This is a genomic window from Streptomyces noursei, assembly GCF_016917755.1.
In the GTDB taxonomy this organism is placed as follows: domain Bacteria; phylum Actinomycetota; class Actinomycetes; order Streptomycetales; family Streptomycetaceae; genus Streptomyces; species Streptomyces yunnanensis.
The window spans coordinates 3,037,532-3,062,415 of sequence record NZ_CP070326.1 but is presented as its reverse complement, the minus strand read 5'-3'; the positions used below and the strand labels follow the sequence as shown (position 1 = coordinate 3,062,415).

Sequence of the window (24,884 nt, the reverse complement as noted above, 5' to 3'; positions counted from 1 at the left end):
TCGATCCGGCCACGGCGCAAAGCTCCGGGCCGCGGACCTCCGGCGATTGGCGTTGTGATCACGGACGCCCTCGACCGGATCACCCCGCACGTCTGGCAACTCCGCTTCCCCGGCGGCCATGTGTACCTCGTCGCGCTGCCCGACGGCGGCTTCGCCGCGGTGGACACCGGACTCCCCGGCTCGGCCCCCGCGATCCTCGACGCCCTCGCCGCGCTCGGCGGCCGTCCCGAGGCGCTGCGGCAGATCGTGCTCACCCACTGCCACATGGACCACATGGGATCAGCCGCCGACCTGGTCGCCGCCACCGGCGCCCGGGTGCTGGCCGGCGCGCTGGACGCCCCCTACATCAGCGGCACCCTCCCCGAACCGCCGGCCGACCTCCCCCCCCCCCCGGGCGAACGGGCCCTGCACGAGCGCACCCTGGCCGGCATCGCCGCCGGCGGGGTCCCACCGCTGCGCCACACCGAGGTCGACCGTCCCCTCCATGACGGCGACACCCTCGACGACCGGCCCGAGCCGGTCCGGGTGCTCCACGTCCCCGGCCACACCCCGGGTGCCATCGCCCTGCACCTCCCGGAGAGCCGGCTGCTGTTACCCGGCGACGCCATCGCCGCCGACCCCACCGGCGCCCGCGCCGTACTGGCCGCGGTCACCCCGGAGCGGGACTGGCGTGAGGCCGGCGGGGCGAGCACCACGCGTTCGCCGTCCAGAAGCCCCAACCACCATCCGAATCACGGCATGTGACGGCACGTCACGCAGACTCGCGGGGCACGAGGTGGAAGGTTCCCAGGCGATGGGCGGCCGGTGGGGCGGACGGGTCCCGGATGAGGGCGTCGACCAGGTGGGCGATCCGGTCCGGGGCGGCGGTCTCGGCCCGGACGGTGGTCAGCCGGGGGCGCAGCAGCCGGGCCAGCAGCAGGTCGTCCGCGCCGACCACCGCGATCCGCCCCGGGGCGGCGCCGACGGCGCGGCCGGCGTCCTGCAGGGCGCGCAGCAGCAGCATCGCGTACTCGTCGTTGTAGGCGAACACCGCGTCCAGGCCGAGCGCCGGCCACCGTGCGGCGAGCCGGGTCGCGGACTCCTCGGTGCGCGCCAGGACCAGGGGACGGACCTCGGCGCCGGGGTGCGCGGCGGCCGCGTCCCGTACGCCGGCGAGCCGCGGCTCGGCGAAGGCGGCCAGGCGGGGATCGGCCGGGAGCACCACCCCGATCCGGCGGCGGCCCGCGGCCAGGAGGTGCGCACCGGCCCGCAGACCGGCCTCGCGCTGGTCCAGCAGCAGGGCGTGGGCGCCGGGCGGTGCCTGCGGGCCGGTGGTGAGCACCGCCGCGGTCCCGGACCGCTTCAGCAGCTCGACGGCGGCGGCGTCCAACGGCGGTCCGTGCAGCGCCAGTACGGCGGCGGGCCGCAGCTCGGCCCAGTCGCGGGCGGCGGCCAGCGGGGAGGCCGCGGGCGCGCCGTGCAGCACACCGGTGTAGCCCAGGTGGTGCAGCGCGGTCTGGAACCCGGCGAGGAAGTCGGCGAACAGCGGGCCGAACGCGGGCACCGCGTCGGCCGGTGCGGCCAGCAGCACGATCCGGCCCCGGCCGGCCCGCAGGCTGCGCGCCGCCGCGTGCGGCACGTACCCCAGCTCCTCGGCGGCGGCCCGCACCCGGGCCTGGGTACGGGCCCCGACGCGCCCGGCGGCCTGGCCGTTGAGCACGTACGAGACGGTCGCGCGCGACACCCCGGCGCGGCGGGCAACGGCCGCGCTGGTCACGGGTGTTGGGGTGGCCTCGGGGCCGGCTGGGTCGGTCATGCCGGGGCATCCTCGCACAGCGGATGCCGGCCGGCGCTGCGCGCCGGTCTGCCCTCCCGCCGCCCGACCTCCACCCCCAGATGACGGCGCTGCGCGCCGCCGGGCTGCCCTCTCGACGACTTACACGTGTAACTTCGGTCGCGCGGCCGTGTCGGAGAGCCGCTGGAGCCCGACGTGCGGCGTGCCGGCGCGGGTGGGAGACGAGCGGAACGGCGGAAGAGGGGCACGGATGCAGTTGCACACCCACGAGTGGGGCACCGGTGAGCGGATCGCGGTGCTGATCCACGGGATCATGTCCGACCACCGCACCTGGCACCGGGTCGGCCCGGCCCTCGCCGAGCGGGGCTACCGCGTCATCGCCGTCGATCTGCGCGGCCACGGCCGCAGCCCGCGCGGCGACTACGGCCCCGAGCTCTTCGCCGACGACCTCGTGGACACCCTGCCGGTCGGCGTCGAGGTCGCCCTGGGGCACTCGTTGGGCGGTCTGGCGCTGTCCCTGGCGGTCGAGCGACTGCGGCCGCGGCGGGTGGTCTACAGCGATCCGGCGTGGTCGCTGACGGGCGTGCGACAGACCGTGGACCCGGCGGTGTTCGTGACGTTCAAGAACGCCGATCCCACCGTGGTGCGGTACTTCAACCCGCGCTGGGACGACGTCGACGTCGACATCGAGCTGGCCACCCTCGCGGACTGGGACACCGGGACGGCGCTGGCGCTGTCCGGCGGCCATCTGCGGGACCTGACGCCGGAGCGGCCGGTGGTGCCGTCGCTGGTGCAGATCGCGGGGAAGGGGTTCCTCTTCACCGAGGAGGCGGGCAAGGAGCTCGCCGGCCGCGGTTTCGAGGTGCGCACGGTGGACGGCGCCGGACACACCATCCACCGGGACGACCTGCCGGGGTTCCTGGCCGGGCTGGAGGGCTGGATCTGATCCCGCGGGTCGTCCGGCGGGCCCGAGATACTGACATGACGCTTCATCAGGTGTCGCAGTCCAGCAGGGTCTTGCACAGGCCGCAGCGCGCCTGGAGGTGGCCGCGGACCGGGACGCGGATCCGCTGCCAGCAGGTCGGGCAGGGGAAGGACACCCGCAGCGGCGCCCCGGGGCCGGCGGCGGGCTCGAAGGCGTAGCCGGCGCCGGGGCCGGCGGTGCGGTGCGGGTCCTGGGCCGCGCGGCGGTCCTTGGCGTAGCGGAGCCGGGCGGTCCAGCCGGCGCCGGCGAGCGGTGGCCGCCGGGCGTCCTGCCGGGCCCGCGCCCGCCCGGCGGTGTAGGCGTCGTACGCCTGCGGGCTGGTGAACCACGGAGCGGGGTCCTCGTCGAAGAAGTCGGCGCGCTTGGCCAGCACGTAGCCGAACTCCTCGGGCGTCAGATAGCCCAGCTTCTGTGAGAACGGGCCGTGCTCGCGGTAGGCGTCCAGCAGCAGCCAGCCGGCGCCGAGGTAGGCGGCGGCGGTGTCGGTGAGGATCTCGTTGTCGCGGGTGCCGGGGAAGGACAGGTCCAGCCGGTGCAGCCAGACGTGGGTCACCTCGTGGGCGAGGGCGGCGCCGATGTCCTTGCGGTGCCGCCGGAAGCGGTCGTTGAGCTCGACGAAGTACTCCGGCCCCGCGGTCAGTTCGACGGTCGCGGCGTGCTCCATCTCGCGGAAGGTGATCACGATCCGGGCGTCCGGCAGGTGCAGTTGGCGGACCATGGCGCGGGCGATCCGCTGCGCGCCCAGGTGCACGTCCTCGGTGTTGTCGAAGGCGACGTCCACCGGGAGGACGCTGGTGGGGAAGGCGCTCACGGTGTCGTGGGACAGGCGCCGGAAGAGCGCCGTGAGGGCCGCGCGGACCGTGTCGAGATGGGGGAAGCCGTGCGCGATCCCGCTGCCGCCGGTGGTCATCCGGCCACTGTACGACCGGTGTCCGGGCCGACGGTACGGGGCGTACGGGGCGTATGGGGTAGGGGAGTTGGCCGGATGTTGACCCTTGTCACTCTGATCCCCCACTCCACATAATCACAGGGCGCTTTACGGGTTCATTGCCTGGATACCCGAAGGCTTTGCGGTGTGCTGCCGTCGTCCGTGCGCATTTTGCGACGGCCATGCCCGGCGCTGGGGTTGGCATGACCCTGTCATTGCGCTACGCGACCCCCCACGAAAGGAACAGTCCGTTGCGCAGCACCCGGAAGCACCTCAAGAGAACCACCGCCGCCGGCGCGATCGCCCTGGCCGCCTTCAGCCTCCAGCCGGCCGCGGCGCAGGCCGCCCCCGCACCCACCCCCGGCGGCTCCGTGCACACCCACGTCGTCGGCGGCACCCGCGCCGACCAGGGTGAATTCCCCTTCATGGTCCGGCTGTCGATGGGCTGCGGCGGCGCCCTCTACACCAAGGACATCGTGCTCACCGCGGCGCACTGCGTCGACGGCAGCGGCAACGACACCTCCATCACCGCTACCGGCGGCGTCGTCGACCTGGAGGACTCGGCCGCCGTCAAGGTCAACTCCACCCAGGTCCTCCAGGCCCCCGGCTACAACGGCAAGGGCAAGGACTGGGCCCTCATCAAGCTCGCCAAGCCCATCGACCAGCCCACCCTGAAGATCGCCGAGAACGACACCTACAACAAGGGCGACTTCACCATCGCCGGCTGGGGCGCCGACAAGGAAGGCGGCGACCAGCAGCGCTACCTGCTCAAGGCCACCGTCCCGTTCATCGACGACGCCACCTGCCAGCAGGCATACGGCGACTCCCTCACGCCCGGCGACGAGATATGCGCCGGCAAGCTCGACACCGGCGGCGTCGACACCTGCCAGGGCGACTCCGGCGGCCCGATGTTCCGCAAGGACGACGCCGGCCAGTGGCTCCAGGTCGGCATCGTCTCCTGGGGCGAGGGCTGCGCCCGCCCCGGCAAGCCCGGCGTCTACACCGAGGTGAGCGCCTTCGCGGCCGACATCAAGAAGGCCGCTGCCGGGCTCGGCAGCTGACCCGCCCGCACCACCGACGGCCGGGGCCCGGGCACACCACCGGGCCCCGGCCCCTCCGCCATCCGCCGCCGCGGCTTGCGGGCCCCGGCCGTCCCGGGTCCGATGGAGCCATGCCGATCAGCGTGGTCATCGCCGACGACCAGGAGATGGTCCGGACGGGTTTCCGGATGATCCTGGAGAGCCAGCCCGACATCGAGGTCCTCGACGACGTCACCGATGGCGCCGCCGCCCTGGAAGCCGTCGAACGGCTCCAGCCCGACGTGCTCCTGCTCGACATCCGGATGCCCGAACCGGACGGCCTGGAGGTCACCCGCCGGCTCGCCGAGCGCGCCGCCACCCACCCCGAGCTCCACGACCGCCCCAGGATCGTCATCGTCACCACCTTCGACCTCGACGAGTACGTGCACGCCGCGCTGCACGGCGGCGCCTGCGGCTTCCTCCTCAAGGACGCCAGCCCCGCCCTGCTCGTCGAGGGCGTCCGCGCCGCGGCCGCCGGCGACGCCCTGGTCTCGCCCGCCATCACCCTGCGGCTGCTGCGCACCATGGCCCCCACCGCCGGCCGCGACGCCAAAGTCCCCGCCGAGCCGCTCACCGACCGCGAGGAACAGGTCGTCCGCGCCCTGGCCACCGGCCGCACCAACGCCGAGATCGCCGACGAACTCTTCGTCTCGCTCTCCACCGTCAAGACCCACCTCGCCAACGTGCAGGCCAAGCTGGCCGCCCGCAACCGCGTCGAGATCGCCGCCTGGGCCTGGGAATCCGGGCTGGCCACCGGCGGATGAGCCCGATGTCCGGGTGGGCCCGCACCCACCCCCACAAGGCCGCCGCCGCCAAGACCGCCCTCGCCGGGGTCCTGCTCTTCCTCGTCGGCGTGGAGGCGGTGGTCCTCACCCAACAGCCCACCCTCCCGCACGCCGTCGTCGTCGCGGCCGCCGTCGTGGTCTGCCTGTGCGCCGTCCCCTACCGCCGGATCCCGCTCACCACCCGGGCCCGGATCGCGGTCGCGGTGTCCCTGGCCGCCTCCGCCGTCCTGATCGCCGGCCAGCACGCCCTGCGGGTCTGGGGCCTGGGCGAGGGCATCGCCCTGCTCGTCCTGCTCACCGCCGTGGTCCGCGGGGCCCCCGGCCGCACCGCCGCCGTCCTCGGCCCCCTGCTCGGCCTGGCCTGCGTCCTGGCTCCCATGCGCGACATCCGGATGGGCGTCTTCACCGTCCTCTACGGCGTCCTCACCGTCGTCGTCACCGCCTACTCGCTGATCCTGCGCTGGCAGGACGCCGGCCGGCTGCGCGACCTGGCCGCCGTACGGGACGCCGAACGCCTGGAACTGGCCAGGGAACTGCACGACGTCGTCGCCCACCACGTCACCGGCATCGTCGTGCAGGCCCGCGCCGCCCGCTTCACCGCCCTCGACGGGCCGCGGGCCGGCGCCGCCTTCGCCCGGATCGAAACCTCCGGCGGCGAGGCGCTCGGCGCCATGCGCCGCCTGGTGCGGGTGCTGCGCGAGGGCGAGGTCCGCACCGCCCCGGTCGCCGGACTCGCCGAGGTCCGCACCCTCGCCGACGCGTTCGCCCGCACCGGACCGCCGGTCGTCCTGGACCTCGAACCCGGCCTGGACCGCACCCTGCCCCCCGAGGTGGCCGCCGCCGTCCACCGCATCGTCCGCGAGGCCCTCACCAACGTCCGCAAGCACGCCGCCGACGCCACCGCCGTCCGGATCACCGTGCACACCGTCCCCCGCGGCACCGAACTGCGCATCGCCAACGACGGCGGCGCCGCCGCGCGCCTGTCCGAGCAGGCCCGCGGCGGAGGCTTCGGCCTGGCCGGCCTCACCGAACGCGCCGAGGCCCTCGGCGGCACCCTCACCGCCGGCCCCGCGCCGGAAGGCGGCTGGGAGGTCGTCGCCGTCCTCCCCACGACCGGCCCGGACGACACCTGACCGCGCAACCGCCGCCGCACATCTGTCCAACACCTCCCGCGCCTTAGTCCATGGGCCTGCGCCCCGCCCGCCCCGCACGCTGTCCGCCGACAGGCCGCACCGCCACCGAGGAGGACGCGCGTGACCGCACAGCCAGGGCCCAGCCGCAGACAACTCGTCGCCGCCACCGCACTCGCCGGCGTCGCCACCACCCTCCCCCTCGGCAGCCGCACCGCGCCCGCCGCCCCGCGCACCGGCGAGACGGTCCTGCACTCCGCCGCGCTGGACGTCCGCGTCGACCCCGCCTTCCCCCGCATCGTCTCCTACACCGACCGCGCCACCGGCGCCGTCCTGCACGGCCAGGAGACCCCCGTCACCCAGATCCTCATCGACGGCACCGCGCACACCCCCCGCGTCACCCACCGGGCCCGCGCCGACCGCGCCACCTACACCCTCGCCCTCGACGGCGGCACCACCCTCACCGCCGAGATCACCGTCGACGGCTGGCAGGTCACCTGGCGCCTGACCGCCATCGACGACACCCCCGCGCTGCGCGTCGGCACCCTCCAGATACCCGGCCTCGCCCTGCTCAGCGTCCGCAGCGACCAGCCCGGCGCCCACCTCCTCGCCGCCCGCCTCCAACTCGACAAGGCCACCAGCGGCGACACCCTCGTCCGCGTCACCCCCGACACCCCCGCCGAGCCCGCCCCCACCGGCTGCGCCTATGCCGTCGTCGCCACCGACCAGCTCGCTGCCGGCATCGAGACCAACACCGTCTACGACACCCCCACCGCCGCCACGAGTTGGGAAAACGGCCGACTCTGGCGGCAGACCCTGCGCGGCGACGGCTACCTCAAGGCCCAACTCGCCCCCGGCCAATGGACCCACCGCGCCGCCGGCCAACCCACCGACGCCACCGAACCCCTCCCGTACGCCACCGTCGTCCTCACCCGCGACCGCAACGGCGACGGCCGCACCGACTGGCAGGACGCCGCGATCGCCCTGCGCGACATCATGGTCGTCCCGCTCGGCGCCGACACCCAGCACCTGCGGGTCGTCCCGCACATCCCCTTCAACTTCGCCAGCCAGGCCACCAACCCGTTCCTCGCCACCCTCGACAACGTCAAACGGATCGCCCTGGCCACCGACGGCCTGCGCCAGTTCACCCTCCTCAAGGGCTACCAGTCCGAAGGCCACGACTCCGCCCACCCCGACTACGGCGGCAACTACAACGCGCGCGCCGGCGGCCTGGCCGACCTCAACACCCTGCTCCGCGCCGGGAAGAAGTGGCACAGCGACTTCGCCGTCCACGTCAACGCCACCGAGTCCTACCCCGTCGCGCACGCCTTCTCCGAGACGCTCGTCGACAAGAACGACAAGCAGTGGGACTGGCTCGACCAGTCCTACCGGATCAACGCCCGCCACGACCTGACCGCAGGCACCGTCGCCGCCCGCTTCGCCCAGCTCCGCAAGGAGACCGACCCCGCCCTGAACACCGTCTACCTCGACGTCTTCCGCGAATCCGGCTGGAACTCCGACCGCCTCCAACGCCACCTGCGCGACCAGGGCTGGCAGATCGCCACCGAATGGGGCCACGGCCTGGAACGCTCCGCCCTGTGGTCGCACTGGGCCAACGAGACCGACTACGGCCCCGACACCTCCCGCGGCATCAACTCCCGCCTCATCCGCTTCCTCCGCAACCACCACAAGGACGTCTTCGCCGACAAGTGGCCCACCCTCCTCGGCGCCCCCCGCATGGGCAACTTCGAGGGCTGGACCGGCAAGAACGACTGGCACGCCTTCCACACCATCGTCTGGAACGACGCCCTGCCCGCCAAATACCTCCAGGCGTACCCCATCCGCACCTGGACCGACCACGAGATCACCTTCGAAGGCCCCACCCGCACCGCCGTCACCGACACCGACGGCACCCGCCGCATCACCACCGACGGCCGCCTCGTCTACGACGGCGGCAGCTACCTGCTGCCCTGGGAACCCCGCCGCGCCACCGACCCCACCAAGCTCTACCACTACAACCCCCGCGGCGGACGGAGCAGTTGGCGGCTCCCCCGCGGCTGGTCGGACACCCCCGCGGTCCACGCCTACCGGCTCACCGACCAGGGCCGCACCGACCGGACCCGGATCCCCGTCACCGACGGGCAGATCACCCTCACCGCCCGCCCCGGCACCGCCTACGTCGTCTACCGCACCGAGGCCCCCACCCCACCCGACCCCCACTGGGGCGAGGGCACCCCCCTGATCGACCCCGGCTTCCACGCCGGCGACCTCGCCGCCTGGCAGACCACCGGCCCCGCCACCGTCGAGATCAACGACCGCGGCGACTACGAACTCGTCATCGGCCCCGGCGCCGCCGCCACCGTCGCCCAACGCCTGGCCCGCCTCGCCCCCGGCGACTACGCCGCGTCCGTCCAGGTCGAGGTCGGCGCCACAGCGGGGGAGCGGCGGCGCGCCGGCCTGACGGTCCGCACCGCCGACGGCGTCACCGCCACCAACTGGACCGACACCTCCACCGCCACCAACCACGTCGCCGCCGACCGCAAGACCGGCACCCGCTTCCAGCGCATGACCACCCGCTTCACCGTGCCCGACGGCGGCGGCCCCGCCACCCTCGGCCTCACCGCCGCCCCCGGCCGGGCCCGGATCCGCTTCGACAACGTCCGCGTCGTCGCCGCACCCCGCCCCACCACCCCGCCCGCCACCCCCACCACCCCCGCCACCCTCGTCTACGAAGACTTCGCACACGTCCCCCAGGGCTGGGGCCCCTTCGTCAAGGGCGACGCCGGCGGCTCCACCGACCCCCGCACCCACCTCGCCCAGCGCCACGCCCCCTACACCCAGCGCGGCTGGAACGGGAAGGCGATCGACGACGTCATCGACGGCGGCCAGTCCCTGAAGTCCCGCGGCGAGAACACCGGCCTGGTCTACCGCACCGTCCCGCACACCGTCCGCTTCACCCCCGGCCGCCGCTACCGCGTCACCTTCCGCTACGAGAACGAGAAGGCCGGCCAGTACGCCTGGATCACCGCCGTCGACGAGCCCACCGCCCGCGAACTGCGCCGGCAGCCCCTGCCCGTCGCCACCCGACCCACCACCCTCGACTACGAGTTCACCGCGCCCGAGAGCGGCGACGCCTGGGTCGGCCTGCGCAAGACCGGCAGCGACGGCACCGTCGAGTTCGTCCTCGACGCCTTCCACGTCACCGAGGCGTGAACCCAGGCGTGAACCGAGGTGGGCCGGGCACCGGGAGCCGCACGCGCCCCCGGCACCCGGCCCGCCTCACGGCACCAGCCGCGGCGCCCCCGCGGCCCCGTCGGCGCCCTCCGGCCCCTCCAACTCCAGCACCAACACCTCGTTCGCCCCCTCCCGCAACACCGGGCCCGGCACGAACAACCCCCGCTGCGGCCCCACCGACCAGTACCGCCCCACCGGAAAGCCCCCCACCCACACGAACCCCCGCGTCCACCCCTCCAACTCCAGCACCGCATCCCCCACCCCGCCCGCCGGCACCGTCACCGTGCCCCGGTGCAACCCCCGCGCCCCCGCCGCCGGCGCACCGAACCCCAGGCCGGCCACCGCCACGGCCCCCGCCGCCCCCTCCAGCACCGCCAGCCGCAACCCCTGCGCCCGCACCCCGTGCAGATACTGCCGCTCGTGCAGCACCCCGCCCGTGATGCCCTTCGCCTCACCCAGCCGCGGCCCGTAATTGACCCGCCCCAGCGACTCCACCCACAGCTCCACCTCCGCCGGGCCCGGCACCGGCCCCAGCACCGTGCCGCCGCCGTCGGCGCCCTCGGGCGAGCCGTCCTCCACCAGCACCGGCCCCCGCACCCCGTCCACCACCGTCACGGCCCGGTCCCGCAACCCCACCACCCGCAGTGGATACGGCCGCCGCGGCCCCGGCACCGCCACCCGATACCGCACCACCCCCCGATCCACCCCCAACTCCTCGAACGTCGGCGGCACCCCCGCGCACACCTCCGGATCCCCCAACGCCGCCACCAGCGCATCCACCGACAGCCACCCCGACAGCGCCACCTCCAGCGGCCCCGCCACCACCGGCTCAGGCTCCGGCACCGCCGGCAGCGGCCCCTCCGCGAACGGGGCCAGCACCTCCCGCATCCGCCAGAACTTCTCCGTCGGACGCCCCCGCTCGTCCACCGGCGCCCCGTAGTCGTACGACGTCACCGTCGGCAACAACGCCCCGTCCTGCAGCTCACCCGCCCGGTTCGCCCCCGCCCAACCACCGAAGCTCGTCCCGCCGTGTGCCATGTACACATTCACCGACGCCCCGCACTCCAACACCTCCCGCAGCGCCGCCGCCGCGTCCCGCGCCGCCCGCGGCACCCCCGCCCGCCCCCAGTGCGCGAACCACCCGCACCAGAACTCCATGCACATCAACGGCCCCCGCGCCCGATGCCGGCGCAACGCCGCGAACGCCGCCCGCGCCCCCGACCCGAAATTGACCGTCGCCAACACCCCCGGCACGCTCCCGCCGGTCAGCATGTGGTCCTCCGCCCCGTCCGACGTACACAGCGGCACCGTCACCCCCAACTCGCGCAACCGCCCTGCCAGATGCGCCAGATACGCGGCATCCGACCCGTACGACCCGTACTCGTTCTCCACCTGGACCAGCACCACCGGCCCACCCCGGTCGCACTGCCGCGCCACCACCTGCGGCAACAGCACCTCCCACCAGCCGTCCACCGCCCGCAGGAACGCCGCGTCCCGGGTCCGCACCCGCCGCCCCAACGCCCCCGTCAACCACGCCGGCAACCCCCCGTTCTCCCACTCCGCGCAGATGTACGGACCCGGCCGCACGATCGCCCACAACCCCGCCGCTCCCGCCGCGTCCAGGAACCGCCCCAGCGCCCCGACGTCCCGCATCTCGCCCGGCCGCGACTCGTGCCAGTTCCACGGCACGTACGTCTCCACACAGTTCAGCCCCATCGCCCGCAACATCGCCAGCCGATGCCCCCACTGCGCCTCGTGCACCCGGAAGTAGTGCAACGCCCCGGACAGCAGCCGCACCGGCCGCCCGTCCACCTCGAAGTCCCGCTCCCCAACGGCAAACCGCACCGCACGCCTCCCGGATCGTCACGCCCCGCCCGCCCCCGATCGCCCACACCCTCGCCCCCTGGCGGCCCGCCGGTCTATGGACAAAGATCGATGCCCGTTGGACGGATCGACACCGCGGCAGGCCGGTCGGCCGTCCGGACACAGTGGCGGACCGCCGCCGTACGGACGGTGCGGCGGCGCACGGCGACGGGAGGCCCGCCGGCATGTACCACACCTGGATGCGCTACTTCACCCCCAGCCCGCTCCACCACCGGCTCGGCCTGGTCTGCCTGGGCGTCGGCCTGCAACACGGCACCCTGCCCCCCGTCGGACCCCGCACCCTCGACCACCACGTCGCCGTCGTCATCAGCGCCGGCCGCGGCTGGCTCACCACCCCCGACGGCCACCGCCACACCGTCACCGCCCCCGCCCTCCTCTGGCTCCTCCCCGACGTCCCCCACCACTACGGCGCCGACCCCGACACCGGCTGGGACGAAAGCTTCGTCGACTTCACCGGCCCCGCCGCCGCCACCTACACCGAACTCGGCTACATCGACCCGCACCACCCCCTCGTCCCGCTCGCCGACACCGGCCCCGCCCGCACCGCGATCGGCCGCATCGCCCGAGCCGCCCGCCGCGGCAACCCCCTCCTGGACGTCGAGACCGCCGCCGCCGTCCACGAACTCCTCGTCGCCCTGCGCCGCGCCCGCGCCGACACCGACGCCGACGGCGAACCCGTCCTGGCCGCCCTCGCCCGCGACGCCTTCCTCCCGCTCTCGGTCGCCGAACACGCCGCCCGCCACGGCATGACCCCCGCCGAACTGCGCACCGCGGTGCGCCGCGGAGCCGGCTGCAGCCCCAAGGACTACCTCCTCGGCATCCGCCTGGGCCGCGCCAAGGAACTCCTCGTCGCCACCGAACTCCCCGTCGCCGCCGTCGCCCGCCGCGTCGGCTACGACGACCCCGCCTACTTCAGCCGCCTGTTCACCCGCCGCGTCGGCCTCGCCCCGGCCCGCTTCCGCGACCGCCAGAACCGCCGCGTCCCCGGCGGCTGGTCGACCCAGATACCCGACCCCGCCCACCCCCCGAGGGTGGAATGACGCCGCCGCCCACCACCCCCGGCACACCCCGCCCGGCGTCGCCGAGCGCACCCGACCCCGCCCGCCGAAATACCCCGCACCACCCCAACCCCGACGTGGGAAGCTGCACGGCATGCCCGTACTCCAGCGTCCCGAAGCCGAAGCCCGCGCCCAACTCCTCCACGTCGACCACTACGAGATCGCCCTCGATCTCACCCACGGCGACGAGGAGTTCGCCTCCCGCACCACCGTCCGCTTCACCGCCCGCACGGCCGGCGACACCTTCGTCGAGATCAGACCCGCCGCACTCCACACCGCCACCCTCGACGGCCACCCCCTGGACCCCGCCGCCCTCGACGACAACCGCCTGCCGCTGACCGGCCTGACCCCCGGCCCCCACGAACTGCGCCTCGACGCCACCATGCGCTACTCCCGCACCGGCGAGGGCATGCACCGCTTCACCGACCCCGCCGACGGCGAGAGCTACGTCTACACCCAGCTCTTCATGGACGACGTCCAACGCGTCTTCGGCGCCTTCGACCAGCCCGACCTCAAAGCCACCTTCGCGCTGACCGTCACCGCCCCGCCCACCTGGACCGTGCTCGCCAACGGCCGCACCGAACAACTCCCCGACGGCACCTGGCGGACCGCCACCACCCCGCGCATCAGCACCTACCTCGTCGCCGTCGCCGGCGGCCCCTGGCACTCCGTCCGCACCGAACACGCCGGCCTCCCCTTCGGCATCCACTGCCGGGCCAGCCTCGCCCCCCACCTCGACGCCGACGCCGAGGAGATCCTCGACCTCACCCGCCGCTGCTACGACCGCTACCACCAGATCTTCCAGGAGCCCTACCCCTTCGACTCCTACGACCAGGCGTTCGTCCCCGAGTTCAACGCCGGTGCCATGGAGAACCCCGGCCTGGTCACCTTCCGCGACGAATTCGTCTTCCGCTCCGCCGTCACCGACACCGAGCGCCAGACCCGCGGCATGGTCATCGCCCACGAGATGGCGCACATGTGGTTCGGCGACCTCGTCACCCTCCAGTGGTGGGACGACATCTGGCTGAACGAGTCCTTCGCCGAGTACATGGGCTACCAGGTGCTCTCCGAAGCCACCCGCTTCACCGACACCTGGACCGACTTCGCCATCGCCCGCAAGGGCTGGGGCTACGACGCCGACCAGCGCCCCTCCACCCACCCCGTCGCCCCGGCCCCCCAGGACGTCCCCGACACCGCCTCCGCCCTCCTCAACTTCGACGGCATCTCCTACGCCAAGGGCGCCTCCGCACTGCGCCAACTCGTCGCCTGGATGGGGGAGAAGGACTTCCTCGCCGGCATCAACGACCACTTCGCCCGACACCGCTTCGGCAACGCCACCCTCGCCGACTTCATCGACTCCCTGGCCCGCTCCACCGACCGCGACGTCCACGCCTGGGCCGAGCGCTGGCTGCGCACCACCGGCGTCGACACCCTCACCCCGGCCGTCGCCGAGGAACCCGGCACCTGGCACCTGGACATCGCGCACACCGGCGACCGCCCGCACCGCATCGCCGTCGGCGCCTACGACCCGGACCCCGGCCACCCCGACCGGCTGGCCCTGCGCGACCGCTTCGACGTGGACATCCCGGCCGACGGCCACCCCACCCGCCACACCTTCCCCAAGGCCGCCCCCGCCCTCGTCGTCCTCAACGACGGCGACGTCACCTACGCCAAGGTCCGCTTCGACGCCGCCTCCTGGGAAACCGCCGCCCGCGCCCTGTCCGGACTGCCCGACCCGCTGACCCGCGCCGTCGTCTGGAACGCCGCCCGCGACCTGGTCCGCGACGGCGAACTGCCGCCCACCGCCTACCTGGACGCCGCCCGCACCCACCTCCCGCACGAGACCGACCTCGCCATCGTCCAGGGCGTCCTCGCCTTCGCCCGCACCCAGATCGCCGACCGCTACCTCCCCTCCCCGCCCCCGCACGCACAAGGCGGCCCCCGCACCGCCCGACACACCGCCCTGACCACCCTCACCGCCCTCAGCCGCGACCTCCTGCGCCGCACCGAAGGCCCCGGCCACGGTCCCGAAGCCGGACTGCGACTGACCGCCGTCCGCGCCTTCATCGACAGCGCCACCGGCCCCGAGAGCATCCAGGAATGGCTCCACGACGGCAGCGTCCCCGGCGGCCCCGACCTCGACCATGAACTGCGCTGGCGCATCCTCGGCCGGCTCGCCACCCTCGGCGCCGCACCCATCGACGAACTCGACGCCGCCATCGCCGCCGAACTCGCCCGCGACCAGAGCGCCACCGGCCAGGAGGGCGCCGCCCGCTGCCGCGCCGCACTCCCCGACCCGGCCGCCAAACAGGCCGCCTGGGACGCCCTGTTCACCACCGACGAGGAGTCCGCACTCTCCAACTACCTCTTCACCGCCACCGCCACCGGCTTCTGGGCCCCCGAGCAGCAGGACCTGCTCCGCCCCTACGTCGCCCGCTACTTCGCCGAGGTCCCCGCCCTCGCCGCCCGCCGCGGACCCGCCCTCGCCAAGGCCGCCGGACGGTACGCCTTCCCCGCCGTCCTCGTCGAGGACGCCACCCTCCGCCACGGCGAGCGCTGCCTGGCCGAGGGCGACCCGACACCGGCCCTGCGACGCACCCTCGACGACCAACTGGACGACCTGCGAAGGGCGTTGAAGGTGCTGGCGGCCAACGCGAGCTAGCCCGGGCGCGCGGAGCGCGGGTGCCGTCGGCCCACAGGGGCCGCCGACGGCACCCGCGCCACCTCCGCGGCACCTGCCCGGCACCCGTTCCTCGACGGTGCGCAAGACCGCAGGCAACCGAACACCTGCGGGACAGCCATCCCACGAACGGGTGATACCGGCGCAACGGGTGGATACCCGCCGTACCGGGACAGTAACTTAGGGCGGCCTAAGACCCGGTGCCCATGCACCCAACTCCCTTTGAAGAAGAGCCCCTTGATGTCAGTCGCCCCTGCCGGCACCGCCCTTGCAGGCGGCGCCGACGGCCCCCGCGCACTCCGCCCCTTCCTCGACACCGTCCTCGACGCCCTCACCACCGGCGCCCAGGACCGCTCCGGCCCCCTCCCACCCGGCGGCCCGGACGCCGTCGCCCGGGCCGTCCGCGACGCCTGCCTCCCCCTCCTCCCCGAACAGGGCGCCGGCCCGCACACCGCACTGCGCACCCTCGTCCACACCCTCGCCGCCGGCGCAGCCGACCCCGCCGACCCGCACTGCGCCGCCCACCTGCACTGCCCCCCACTGGCGCTGGCCACCGCCGCCGACCTCGCCGCCGGCGCCCTCAACCCCTCCATGGACTCCTGGGACCAGGCCCCGGCCGCCTCCGAACTCGAAGTCCTCACCGCCCGCGCCCTCGCCGGCCTCGTCTACCCCGCGGCCGACCAGCCCGACGCCCTGGTCACCACCGGCGGCACCGAGTCCAACCAACTCGCCGTCCTGCTCGCCCGCGAAGCCCCCCGCCCACCGCACACCAGCGGCCCCCTACAGATCGTCTGCGGCGCCAACGCCCACCACAGCATCCACCGCGCGGCCTGGCTCCTCGGCCTCCCCGAACCCCTCACCCTCCCCACCCCCGACGGCACCCTCGACCCCGCCACCGTCCACACCTGCCTCGCCGAACTCGCCGGCCGCACCGGTCACGTGCTCCTCACCGCCACCGCGGGCACCACCGACGCCGGCGCCCTGGACCCCCTCCCGGCCCTCGCCGACCTCGCCGACAAACACGGCGCCCGCTTCCACATCGACGCCTCCTACGGCGGCCCGCTCCTCTTCAGCGACACCCACCGCACCGCCCTGACCGGCCTCGACCGCGCCCACACCGTCACCCTCGACCTGCACAAACTCGGCTGGCAACCCGTCGCCGCCGGCCTCCTCGCCGTACCCACCCCGACCACCCTCACCCCCCTCGCCCACCAGGCCGACTACCTCAACGCCGCCGACGACACCGAAGCCGGCCTCCCCGACCTCCTGGGCCGCTCCCTGCGCACCACCCGCCGCCCCGACATCCTCAAGATCGCCGTCACCCTCAAGGCCCTCGGCCGCCAGGGCCTGGGCGACCTCGTCGACCGCACCCTCACCGCCGCCCGCACCCTCGCCGACCTCATCGATGCCCACCCCGGCTACGAACTCCACTCCCGCCCCACCCTCACCACCGTCCTCTTCCGCCCCCACGGCGCCGACGACGCCACCCTCGCCACCATCCGCCGCACCCTGCTCACCGAAGGCCACGCCGTCCTCGGCCGTGCCACCACCGCCACCGGCCTCTGGCTCAAAGCCACCCTCCTCAACCCCCACACCCAACCCGGAGACCTCACCACCCTCCTCAAACTCGTGGAAGGCCACACCCCCCGATGAACACCCCTCCGCACACCGAGCCCGGCACCGCCACCGACACCCCCGGCCCCGACCAACCCCTCGACCTCGCCGGCATCGGCATCGGCCCCTTCAACCTCTCCCTCGCCGCCCTCGCCCACCCCCTCACCCAACTCCGCACCGCCTTCTACGACCAGCACCCCGCCTTCCACTGGCACCCCGGCCTCCTCATCGACGGCGCCACCCTCCAAGTCCCCTTCCTCGCCGACCTCGTCACCCTCGCCGACCCCGCCAGCCCCTGGACCTTCCTCAACTACCTCAAAACCTGCGAACGCCTCTTCCCCTTCTACTTCGCCGAGCGCTTCCACATCCACCGCGCCGAATACGACGCCTACTGCCGCTGGGTCAGCGAAAACCTCCCCTCCCTCCACTTCGGCCACCACATCGACGCCGTCCGCTGGAACCACGAACGCAACCTCTTCGAAATCGACTTCACCCAACTCGACGCCGACGGCGAAGCCGAAGCCCTCGGCCGCACCTACGCCCGCAACCTCGTCCTCGGCATCGGCACCGCACCCCACATCCCCGTCCCCCTTCGCCCCCTCGCCGAGGCCCCCACCGTCCCCGTCATCCACTCCGCCGACTACCTCGACCACCGCGAACGCCTCCTCGCCGCCGACCACCTCACCGTCATCGGCGCCGGCCAATCAGGCGCGGAGATCTTCCTCGACCAACTCCGCGCCCGCCCCACCGGCCGCGAAAACCTCCACTGGCTCGCCCGCACCCCCGCCTTCGCGCCCATGGAATACAGCAAACTCGGCCTGGAACACTTCACTCCCGACTACACCCGCTACTTCCACGCCCTCCCCGAACGCGCCCGCGACGAGCTCCTCCCCGCCCAATGGCAGCTCTACAAGGGCATCGACCACGACACCCTCGCCGCCATCCACGACGAGCTCTACCGCCGCACCCTCGACGGCGGCTGGCCCAACGCCGTCCTCACCCCCGGCGTCCAGGTCCGCACCGCCGGCCGCGTCGGCACCACCAAAGTCGAACTCCACCTCGAACACGCCCAACAAGGCAGCCGCTCCCGCCTCACCACCGACGCCGTCGTCCTCGCCACCGGCTACCGCGAACGCCGCCTCGACACCCTCCTCGCCGCCCTCGACCCCTACCTCCGCCGCGACGCCTCCGAACGCCCCCGCATCGACGAACACCACCGCCTCGTCCTCGACCCCGCCATCACCGGCTCCCTCTACGTCCAAAACGCCGAACGCCACACCCACGGCGTCGGCACCCCCGACCTCGGCCTCGCCGCCTGGCGCAGCGCCACCATCCTCAACTCCCTGACCGCCAAGCCCACCTACCCCCTCCCGCACCGCACCGCCTTCACCACCTTCGGCCTCGCCCACCCCCCGACCCGCCGCACCGGCACCGTCCCCCGCCAGGGCTCCACGCTCGTCCCGCGCCACTGAACGCCACCGCCCCTCCCCACCCCGACCGAACCAACCCGGACGGGGGGAGAGGGGCGGGCCGCCGCACCACAACGACACAGCCCCAAGGGCCGTCCCGCGCCTCAGAGCCGGACAGGCCCTAGAACACCGGCACCCCCTCCCGCGTCAGCTTCCACTCCACCGAAGCGAACGCCGCCGGATCGATCACCCCACTCGCCTCCACCCACGCGATGATCAGATTCCGGATCTCCTCCGACGTCGACCACACCTGCTCGGCCGACGCCACATGCGGAAAACCACCACCCCCGCTCGCCCGGTAGTTGTTCACCGCCAGCACGAACCGCGCGGCATCCGCCACCGGCTTCCCCCCGAACATCAACTTCCCGATCCGCCGACCCACCGGCTGCGCAATATCGATCTCGTACGAAACCCCGCTCACCGCGTCGTAGTTGTAATCCGGCGTACCGTCCGCATTGGTGATCCGCGACGGATCCACCGGGCCCCCCGGCGCCGTCTGCACGTAATAGCGTGCCGAGAACTCCAGGTACTCCCGCAACTGCTTCCCCGTCAACACCCGTGCCTCCAACGTGTTGTCGAACGGATACAGCGCCGCCATCGACCGGATCGACGCATCCCCGACCGGGACCGTCGCCGACCGAGAAAAACACGACGCCTGCGACAACACCGGCAACGACGCGTTCGCCGACCCGGACAGCGCCTTACGCACCGCCTCCGCCTGCACGAACGCGATGAAATCCAGAATCGGCGTGTCCTTCACCGGCGCCTCGGCCGCCGACATCTCCGCCTTCGACTTCCCGATCACCCGGTTCACATACGCCACGACCTTGGCGTGCTCCGCCCGCAGCATCCCCGTGATCCGCGGATCCTCCGCCACAGCATTGGAATTCAGCACCTTCGACGCCACCGACGCCACCGCCCAACGGCCCCGACGCCACTCCACCTCCACGTCGAAGCACGTCAACCGCTGCCCCCACTTCAACGGCTCCGACAACACCACCTCCCGGCCGGTCGCCTTGTTCACCACCCGCCGCTCCGGGATCTCCACATGCGCATGCCCCACCAAAATCGCATCGATCCCCGGCACCTGCTCCGCCACCAACGCCGCCGCGTTCTCCACATACGGCAACTGATCCCCGTACGACGACGTGCCGCTGGCCCCCGAATGCGCCGCCACGATCACCACATCGGCACCCATCGACCGCAACTTCGGCACCCACTTCGCGGCCTGCTCCTCAAGCCCCGGAAACGCCAGCTTCCCCTGCACATTCGCCCTGTCCCAGATCGCGATCCCCGGATTCGTCAGACCCAGCACCGCCACCCGCACATCCCGCCCCCGCGGCGTCCGCAACCGCTTGATCACATACGGCCGGAACGCCGGCCGCAGCGTCCTGGCGTCCACCGCGTTCGCCCCCAGCAGCGGAAAACGGCAGCTCTCCTCGAACTTCCGCAGCACCGGAATCCCGTAATTGAACTCGTGATTCCCCAGCGCCGCCGCGTCATAGCCCATCGTGTTCATCGCCCGGGCCATCGGATGCACCGGACCATGCGGACCGGTGATCGGATCCACCTTCGCGTAGTAATACGCCAGCTGCGTCCCCTGAATGGTGTCACCCGCGTCGATCAGCAGGGTGTTCTCCCGCCCCTTCGCCCGGCGGACGTCATTCACCAGCGTGGAAATCTTCGCCAGCCCCACATCGTTGTGGTCCTTGTCGTCGAACTCGGCGTTCGTGGCGTAATCCCAGTTGAAGACGTTCCCGTGCAGGTCCGTCGTCCCCATCACCGTGAACGCGTACCGCCCCCGGCCCGCACCGCCCTCCTCCCGGACCGGCACCGCCGACGCGGACGCCGCCGGCACACCCGCCCCCGCGAGCACCACCCCCGCCCCCGTCACCACGGAACCACCCAGGAACTTCCTCCGGTCGAACGTCATACCAACTCCCAGAAAGAACACGGCAGATGTCCATGCGCACACCGCGCACGACCGCCCCGGACACCCGGTCCGGGCAACGCGCGTAGATTCTGGCCCAGCCGCCCCCCGCGCAACACCCCCCGCAGAGGGCGATCCGATGACCACCCCCACCCCGCCCCCTGTGCAACCCTGCAACCCCGGCCCCACCACCCCGACCCCAGCACCGAAAGGACACCCCCCCACCCATGACCGACCCCACCGCCCCCGCCCTCCCCTACGGCACCCCCGACGCCCCCCGCCTCGCCGTCCGCGGCGAAGCCCGCCTCGAAGTCGACCCCGAAATCGCCCGCATCACCGTCACCATCAGTGCCCGCGGCACCGACCGCACCACCGCCCTCACCGACCTCACCCGCCGCAACGAACACGCCCTCACCCTCATCAAGAGCTACGCCGACGCCGTCGAACAACTCGAAACCGGCAGCTTCACCCTCACCCCCGAACTCACCGACAAAGGCCGCCACGAACGCATCCGCGCCTACCACGGACGCGTCACCCTCACCGCCACCCTCAACGACTTCACCGCCCTCGGCGAACTCACCACCCGCCTCGCCGACCTCGAACTCACCCGCGTCGACGGCCCCTGGTGGGCCCTCCGCCCCGACTCGCCCGCCCACCGCAGCGCCCGCACCCAAGCCGTCCACGAAGCCGTCCAACGCGCCCGCGAGTACGCCGAGGCCCTCGGCGCCCACCTCGACGCCGTCCTTGAAATCGCCGACGTCGGCGCCGAGAGCCAGCCCCACCAACAGGGCTACGGCTTCGCGGCCCCCGCCGGCGCCCGCGGCGGCACCCTCGAATCCGCCCCCGCCCTCGACCTCGAACCCCGCCGCCAGACCGTCCACGCCAGCGTCAACGCACGCTTCACCATGACCCGTCCCGCACTGTGAGACGACACCCCGCGAAGCCGAATTTCCGCTCATCGGAGCGGCTTCGCGCCCATTCCAAAACTTGTCAACAGCCTTTCACCAAGCGGTCGTTGAGCAGTCATGTCTCCACAGTTCCCTACCGCCGGGTAAGTCATAGGGTCGAACCATGCGCCGAGCAAAGATCGTCTGCACACTGGGACCCGCCACCGACTCGTACGAGCAGATCAAAGCCCTCGTCGACGCCGGAATGGACATCGCCCGCTTCAACCTCAGCCACGGCACCTACGCCGACCACGAAGCGCGCTTCGACCGGGTCCGCAAAGCATCCGAAGAATCCCGCCGCAGCGTCGGAATCCTCGCCGACCTTCAAGGCCCGAAGATCCGCCTGGGCCGATTCCGCGAAGGCCCCGTACTCCTTGAACGCGACGACACCTTCACCATCACCGTCGAAGACGGCATCGAAGGCGACCGACAGACCTGCGGCACCACCTACCCCGGCCTCGCCGGCGACGTCACCCCCGGCGAACGCATCCTCGTCGACGACGGCAAGGTCACCCTCGAAGTCACCGCCGTCGAAGGACCCCGCGTCCACACCAAGGTCATCGAAGGAGGCATGGTCTCCGACCACAAGGGACTCAACCTCCCCGGCGTCGCCGTCTCCGTCCCCGCCCTCTCCACCAAGGACCAGGACGACCTTCGCTGGGCCCTGCGCTACGGCGCCGACGTGATCGCCCTCTCCTTCGTCCGCAGCGGTCGCGACATCGAGGACGTCCACCGCATCATGCGCGAGGAGGACCGCCACCTCCCCGTCATCGCCAAGGTCGAAAAGCCCCAGGCCGTCGAGAACATCGACGACATCGTCGCCGCCTTCGACGGCATCATGGTCGCCCGCGGCGACCTCGGCGTCGAAATGCCCCTGGAAACCGTGCCGATCGTCCAGAAGCGCGCCATCAAACTCGCCAAGCGCAACGCCAAACCAGTCATCGTCGCCACCCAGATGCTCGACTCGATGATCGACAACTCCCGCCCCACCAGGGCCGAGGCGAGCGACGTGGCCAACGCGGTCATCGACGGCACCGACGCCGTGATGCTCTCCGGCGAGACCAGCGTCGGCAAGTTCCCCACCGAGACGGTCCGCACCATGAGCCGCATCGTCGAGGCCGCCGAGGAGGACATCCTCGCCAAGGGACTCCCGCCGCTGACCGAACGCAGCAAGCCCCGCACCCAGGGCGGCGCCGTCGCCCGAGCCGCCGCCGAGATGGGCGACTTCCTCGGCGCCAAGTTCCTCGTCGCCTTCACCCAGTCCGGCGACACCGTCCGCCGCCTCTCCCGCTACCGCTCGCCCATCCCCCTCCTCGCCTTCACCCCCGACCCCGCCACCCGCTCCCAACTCAACCTCACCTGGGGCGTGGAGACCTTCCTCGGCCCCACCGTCGACTCCACCGACGAGATGGTCGCCCAGGTCGACGAGCAACTCCTGAAGATCGGCCGCTGCAAGAAGGGCGACGTCGTCATCATCACCGCCGGCTCCCCGCCCGGGGTCCCCGGCTCCACCAACCTCGTCCGCGTCCACCACATCGGCGAGGACGACATCCACCCCCCGCGGTAACCCCGCGCCACCACACACTGCGACACACCGCACCACGAAGAGCTGGGCCGAGGTACCTGACTGTCGTCCCTGTCAGTACTTCGGCCCGATGTGTTGGTCCATGAGCGCCACGGAGGCTTTGCGGGCCACGGAGATGTTCTCCGCTTTACGGCATTGCCGCGTGGGCTTCCATGCGACGCCGACCTTGTCGAGCGTCTCCGTATAGAGACGGATGATGTCGGTGGACATGTTGGTGAAGAAGTACCGCGGATACTCGTAGCGCTTGCGCTCGCCACCGACCACACGGGTTGTCCAGTTGGTCATCCGGCAGCCATCAGAGTGGATGAGCCCGCGGAGGAACTCCCACGGATGGTCGTCCACGATCTGCTGCTGCCAGGCTTCGAGGACGATCCGCCGCTCATGCTTCTTGCCGGGGCCGTGCTGGGGGAAGAGGCATGGCCAGTGCCGGCTGTAACTCGTCACCATGACGCAGCCCTCTTTTTGCGCGACGCACACGCTGTTCATCGGGCGAACTGCCCGTACCGCTTCTCGGCACGCTGCGATCAGTCCGGGCCAGGCATCCGCGCACGCGATGCGCAGGGCGTATCCGCCCCTGGGCTGACGGCTGATGCAGCCGTCACCGAGGTAGAGGCCGAGCAGGTAGGCGTACGGCTCGGTCGCGTCGGGCGGGCGTGGCTCCCGCTCGCAGCGGGTGCACGCCGCTGCGCGCGAGATTGGCTGGATCCGGTGCTGCCACGACCGGATCGCGTGGCGTGATATTCCCGTCTGCTTACTGACGGAGTTGAGGCTGCGGCTTTGGGCTACGAGGGCGAGAGCTCGCTCGCGGGTTGCACGGTCGTACACAGAGGTGACCATGACGCGAAGGCGGCCTCCGAGAGCCCACTCGGACGGTCGTTCGTCCTATCGAGCGAATCCCCGCGAATCTCGGGTGACCTTGGAATCGAAGGTAAAGTGCCCCGGGTCGGACTCGAACCGACACTGTATGGGTTTTGAATCCATTGCCTGCTGCCAATTGGGCTACCGGGGCCAGCGGAATCTAAGGCTAACGCCTACCTGCTGTGGGACCACCTTACAGGAGCTAGGTAGGCTCATGGGGCACCACCTGCCTGGAACGAGGAGTCCCCTTGAGCGCCGCCGAGCCCCAGCAGCCTGTCGCCGATGGCGATCAGTCGCATGTCCCGCCACTGACCACGCGCGTCGTGATCGCCGAGGACGAGGCACTCATCCGCCTCGACCTCAAGGAGATGCTGGAGGAGGAGGGCTACACCGTCGTCGGTGAGGCCGGGGACGGCCAGAAAGCCGTGGAGCTGGCCCGCGAGCACCGCCCCGATCTGGTGATCCTGGACGTGAAGATGCCGATTCTGGACGGCATCTCGGCGGCCGAGAAGATCGCCGAGGAGAGCATCGCGCCGGTCCTGATGCTCACCGCGTTCTCGCAGCGCGAGCTGGTGGAGCGGGCCCGGGACGCGGGCGCCATGGCGTACCTGGTGAAGCCGTTCAGCAAGAGCGACGTCGTGCCGGCGATCGAGATGGCGGTGTCGCGCTTCACCGAGCTGAGGGCGTTGGAGCAGGAGGTCGCCGACCTCACCCAGCGGCTGGAGACCCGGAAGCTGGTGGACCGGGCGAAGAGTGTTCTGCAGACCCAGTACGGGTTGACGGAGCCGGCCGCGTTCCGGTGGATCCAGAAGACGTCGATGGACCGGCGGCTGTCGATGCACCAGGTGGCCGAGGCGGTCATCCAGGACGCGGTGGAGCGTCAGCAGCAGAAGGATCAGCAGAAGGAGCAGGCGAAGGAGCAGGGGAAGGGCCAGTAGGTTCGG

18 protein-coding genes and 1 tRNA gene are annotated in these 24,884 nt (G+C 72.5%); 13 read left to right on the top strand and 6 right to left on the bottom strand.

Annotated features, from left to right (window positions below; translation table 11 throughout):
* Positions 1–54: 54 nt before the first annotated feature.
* The gene (locus tag JNO44_RS13535) at positions 55–744 is read left to right on the top strand and encodes an MBL fold metallo-hydrolase (protein WP_240167533.1); all 690 of its coding nucleotides are present in this window, start codon (positions 55–57) and stop codon (positions 742–744) included.
* Between the two features lie 7 nt (positions 745–751).
* On the opposite strand, the gene JNO44_RS13530 is transcribed toward JNO44_RS13535, so the two are convergent.
* A complete protein-coding gene (locus JNO44_RS13530; RefSeq protein ID WP_205364270.1) occupies positions 752–1,795 on the bottom strand; it encodes a LacI family DNA-binding transcriptional regulator in 1,044 nt (347 codons plus the stop codon).
* A 229-nt stretch (positions 1,796–2,024) separates the two neighbouring features.
* Here JNO44_RS13530 and JNO44_RS13525 point away from each other — a divergent pair, with 229 nt between their 5' ends.
* Positions 2,025–2,720, top strand: a complete 696-nt coding sequence (locus JNO44_RS13525) for an alpha/beta fold hydrolase (protein ID WP_205364268.1) — start codon at positions 2,025–2,027, stop codon at positions 2,718–2,720.
* 46 nt (positions 2,721–2,766) lie between these two features.
* Here the strand turns inward: JNO44_RS13525 and JNO44_RS13520 are convergent, their stop codons facing one another.
* Entirely contained in the window at positions 2,767–3,669 is a 903-nt protein-coding gene (locus tag JNO44_RS13520; RefSeq protein WP_205364266.1) for a hypothetical protein, read from the bottom strand.
* A gap of 269 nt (positions 3,670–3,938) precedes the next feature.
* Between JNO44_RS13520 and JNO44_RS13515 the strand changes: the two genes are divergently transcribed.
* The 4 genes from JNO44_RS13515 (at position 3,939) to JNO44_RS13500 (ending at position 9,894) form a co-directional block, all read left to right on the top strand.
* On the top strand, positions 3,939–4,748 hold the full coding sequence (locus JNO44_RS13515) for a S1 family peptidase (RefSeq protein ID WP_205364264.1): 810 nt from the start codon (positions 3,939–3,941) through the stop codon (positions 4,746–4,748).
* Between the two features lie 110 nt (positions 4,749–4,858).
* A complete protein-coding gene (locus JNO44_RS13510) occupies positions 4,859–5,530 on the top strand; it encodes a response regulator (protein WP_205364262.1) in 672 nt (223 codons plus the stop codon).
* A 5-nt stretch (positions 5,531–5,535) separates the two neighbouring features.
* Positions 5,536–6,684 (top strand): sensor histidine kinase, encoded by a 1,149-nt coding sequence (locus tag JNO44_RS13505; protein ID WP_205364260.1) that lies wholly within the window; start codon positions 5,536–5,538, stop codon positions 6,682–6,684.
* A gap of 120 nt (positions 6,685–6,804) precedes the next feature.
* Positions 6,805–9,894 (top strand): endo-alpha-N-acetylgalactosaminidase family protein, encoded by a 3,090-nt coding sequence (locus JNO44_RS13500; RefSeq protein ID WP_205364258.1) that lies wholly within the window; start codon positions 6,805–6,807, stop codon positions 9,892–9,894.
* Positions 9,895–9,960: 66 nt separating this feature from the next.
* On the opposite strand, the gene JNO44_RS13495 is transcribed toward JNO44_RS13500, so the two are convergent.
* Complete coding sequence (locus tag JNO44_RS13495) at positions 9,961–11,760, bottom strand: beta-galactosidase (protein ID WP_205364255.1); 1,800 nt, start codon at positions 11,758–11,760, stop codon at positions 9,961–9,963.
* A 203-nt stretch (positions 11,761–11,963) separates the two neighbouring features.
* Between JNO44_RS13495 and JNO44_RS13490 the strand changes: the two genes are divergently transcribed.
* From JNO44_RS13490 to JNO44_RS13475, 4 genes are all read left to right on the top strand, one after another.
* Positions 11,964–12,839, top strand: a complete 876-nt coding sequence (locus tag JNO44_RS13490; protein ID WP_205364253.1) for a helix-turn-helix domain-containing protein — start codon at positions 11,964–11,966, stop codon at positions 12,837–12,839.
* Positions 12,840–12,951: 112 nt separating this feature from the next.
* On the top strand, positions 12,952–15,519 hold the full coding sequence (gene pepN / locus JNO44_RS13485) for an aminopeptidase N (protein ID WP_205364252.1): 2,568 nt from the start codon (positions 12,952–12,954) through the stop codon (positions 15,517–15,519).
* A 258-nt stretch (positions 15,520–15,777) separates the two neighbouring features.
* A complete protein-coding gene (locus JNO44_RS13480; protein ID WP_205364250.1) occupies positions 15,778–17,190 on the top strand; it encodes a pyridoxal phosphate-dependent decarboxylase family protein in 1,413 nt (470 codons plus the stop codon).
* A complete protein-coding gene (locus JNO44_RS13475; protein WP_205364247.1) occupies positions 17,187–18,623 on the top strand; it encodes a lysine N(6)-hydroxylase/L-ornithine N(5)-oxygenase family protein in 1,437 nt (478 codons plus the stop codon). The genes JNO44_RS13480 and JNO44_RS13475 overlap by 4 nt, the downstream gene beginning before the upstream one ends.
* Positions 18,624–18,741: 118 nt before the next feature.
* Here JNO44_RS13475 and JNO44_RS13470 read toward each other — a convergent pair whose 3' ends face one another.
* Entirely contained in the window at positions 18,742–20,553 is a 1,812-nt protein-coding gene (locus JNO44_RS13470) for a bifunctional metallophosphatase/5'-nucleotidase (protein ID WP_205364245.1), read from the bottom strand.
* Between the two features lie 224 nt (positions 20,554–20,777).
* Between JNO44_RS13470 and JNO44_RS13465 the strand changes: the two genes are divergently transcribed.
* Complete coding sequence (locus tag JNO44_RS13465; RefSeq protein WP_205364243.1) at positions 20,778–21,476, top strand: SIMPL domain-containing protein; 699 nt, start codon at positions 20,778–20,780, stop codon at positions 21,474–21,476.
* 145 nt (positions 21,477–21,621) lie between these two features.
* Positions 21,622–23,064, top strand: coding sequence for a pyruvate kinase (gene pyk / locus JNO44_RS13460; RefSeq protein ID WP_205364242.1), 1,443 nt, complete (start codon positions 21,622–21,624; stop codon positions 23,062–23,064).
* Between the two features lie 72 nt (positions 23,065–23,136).
* Here the strand turns inward: pyk and JNO44_RS13455 are convergent, their stop codons facing one another.
* Both JNO44_RS13455 and JNO44_RS13450 read right to left on the bottom strand, forming a co-directional pair.
* Complete coding sequence (locus tag JNO44_RS13455; protein WP_205364241.1) at positions 23,137–23,907, bottom strand: transcriptional regulator; 771 nt, start codon at positions 23,905–23,907, stop codon at positions 23,137–23,139.
* A gap of 109 nt (positions 23,908–24,016) precedes the next feature.
* Positions 24,017–24,091: transfer RNA gene (locus JNO44_RS13450), tRNA-Leu, on the bottom strand.
* Between the two features lie 97 nt (positions 24,092–24,188).
* On the opposite strand from JNO44_RS13450, the gene JNO44_RS13445 reads away from it, so the two are divergent.
* Positions 24,189–24,878 (top strand): ANTAR domain-containing response regulator, encoded by a 690-nt coding sequence (locus tag JNO44_RS13445; RefSeq protein WP_073445058.1) that lies wholly within the window; start codon positions 24,189–24,191, stop codon positions 24,876–24,878.
* The last annotated feature ends 6 nt before the right edge of the window (positions 24,879–24,884 follow it).

Excerpts from the sequence above, each read along its gene's own strand:
- pepN (WP_205364252.1), top strand. The coding sequence starts at position 12,952 with ATGCCCGTACTCCAGCGTCCCGAAGCCGAAGCCCGCGCCCAACTCCTC.
- JNO44_RS13470 (WP_205364245.1), bottom strand. The coding sequence starts at position 20,553 with ATGACGTTCGACCGGAGGAAGTTCCTGGGTGGTTCCGTGGTGACGGGG.
- JNO44_RS13525 (WP_205364268.1), top strand. The coding sequence starts at position 2,025 with ATGCAGTTGCACACCCACGAGTGGGGCACCGGTGAGCGGATCGCGGTG.
- JNO44_RS13490 (WP_205364253.1), top strand. The coding sequence starts at position 11,964 with ATGTACCACACCTGGATGCGCTACTTCACCCCCAGCCCGCTCCACCAC.
- JNO44_RS13465 (WP_205364243.1), top strand. The coding sequence starts at position 20,778 with ATGACCGACCCCACCGCCCCCGCCCTCCCCTACGGCACCCCCGACGCC.
- JNO44_RS13530 (WP_205364270.1), bottom strand. The coding sequence starts at position 1,795 with ATGACCGACCCAGCCGGCCCCGAGGCCACCCCAACACCCGTGACCAGC.
- JNO44_RS13480 (WP_205364250.1), top strand. The coding sequence starts at position 15,778 with ATGTCAGTCGCCCCTGCCGGCACCGCCCTTGCAGGCGGCGCCGACGGC.
- JNO44_RS13520 (WP_205364266.1), bottom strand. The coding sequence starts at position 3,669 with ATGACCACCGGCGGCAGCGGGATCGCGCACGGCTTCCCCCATCTCGAC.
- JNO44_RS13475 (WP_205364247.1), top strand. The coding sequence starts at position 17,187 with ATGAACACCCCTCCGCACACCGAGCCCGGCACCGCCACCGACACCCCC.
- JNO44_RS13505 (WP_205364260.1), top strand. The coding sequence starts at position 5,536 with ATGTCCGGGTGGGCCCGCACCCACCCCCACAAGGCCGCCGCCGCCAAG.
- JNO44_RS13510 (WP_205364262.1), top strand. The coding sequence starts at position 4,859 with ATGCCGATCAGCGTGGTCATCGCCGACGACCAGGAGATGGTCCGGACG.
- pyk (WP_205364242.1), top strand. The coding sequence starts at position 21,622 with ATGCGCCGAGCAAAGATCGTCTGCACACTGGGACCCGCCACCGACTCG.